Source organism: Clostridium senegalense JC122 (genome assembly GCF_000285575.1).
GTDB classification, from domain to species: Bacteria; Bacillota; Clostridia; order Clostridiales; family Clostridiaceae; genus Clostridium_J; species Clostridium_J senegalense.
On record NZ_CAEV01000124.1, the window covers coordinates 1 to 1,398 of the forward strand.

Sequence of the window (1,398 nt, forward strand, 5' to 3'; positions counted from 1 at the left end):
TTTTTTTGTTTTTACAAATTAACAATTATTATAAGATTTTATAATAAACTTTAAATTTATTTATTTATCAAATAAGAAAATTTTAAATTAATATTTCGCTGTTAGTTAACGGTTGTTTTAATTAATTGGTATTATAATTATTACTTACTTATAGTCCTAATGATACTAAAATATTTTTATTTTGAGAAACTAATTTTCAGTTTCATCCAGTACTTTTAATTCTTAACTGCCTATAGTTATACTTATTTTTATTAACGATAATAAATATTTTATAAATAAACTTAAATATAAGATTGTTTTCCTATATATAAGAACATTAGAATGGATTTTGTTTTGAAAACTTATACAGAACATATCAGTTGTCAAATAAATTAAAAAAATATTATATTTTTTATATAATAAGTATTATGAAAAAGTAAAAAGTTTAATATTTTTAAATTCAATCTTAATTTAAACTATATTAAATTAAGGTTAAGTTACTGTTAAGTTGATAAGAAAGACATGAATTAAGAGAAATAGAGAGTTATATTGGGAAAGATAATGTTAATTTCAATTGAATGCAGTTTTTTAGTTTTAAACAACTTTAAATGCTTTAAAATTGAGTAGATTATTTATTAAAAGCTTAGTATAATACTTAGGGCAGACATGTAATTAATTTATAATATGTATTTTAGGAGGGTTTGGAGATGGGGGACTATGTATAAGGAAACTATATATAGAAAGAAACTTCCAGCGCTATTATTTTTATTTCTATTGATGATAATATTTATACTCTTGTCGGATTTTATAAACAACAAGATTGAAAGTGTAAGAGTATTTTGTAATATATTCTTTTTAGGGTTAATGGCAATTTGTTGTGGGTTAGAATTTTATAAATGTAATACGAGATATAAGTATTCTATAATAGCTGATCAATTAATAATTCATAAAGTGGTTGGAGATTTACAAGTTTTAGTAGCAGACATAAAAATAAAAGACATTGAAAATATTACTAAAATAAAAGGTAACAAATTATTTTGTTTATTAAGTGGAAATAAGTATACTTGTTGTTTATTAGGTTTAAAGAATAGATATTGTTGCAGTTATAAGTTTAATGGGAAAATAAATAAATTTTATTTTGAACCTAGTAAAAAATTAATAAATAGAATAAATATTATTAGAGAAAAACATGAAATTTATAATGAGGAAACAATAAATAGATTTCATAATGTGTTAATAAAAATGAATAGCTAAACGCTATTCATTTTATTTTTTATATTAGTATAATGATCAACAGTAATTTCTTTTAATAAATCTTCTCTTTCTAAGAAGTCTATTGAGGTTATCGCCATACATTGAGCAGCCAATAAAATTCTTTCACAAGATAATTTTGATAAAGTAGAATCTTTAAACTCAGTT

The 1,398-nt window shown here is 20.6% G+C and carries 1 protein-coding gene; it reads left to right on the top strand.

The window, feature by feature from the left end; translation table 11 throughout:
- Positions 1 to 696 precede the first annotated feature (696 nt).
- On the top strand, positions 697 to 1,233 hold the full coding sequence (locus CSGHG_RS19110) for a hypothetical protein (protein ID WP_010291387.1): 537 nt from the start codon (positions 697 to 699) through the stop codon (positions 1,231 to 1,233).
- Positions 1,234 to 1,398: the final 165 nt, after the last annotated feature.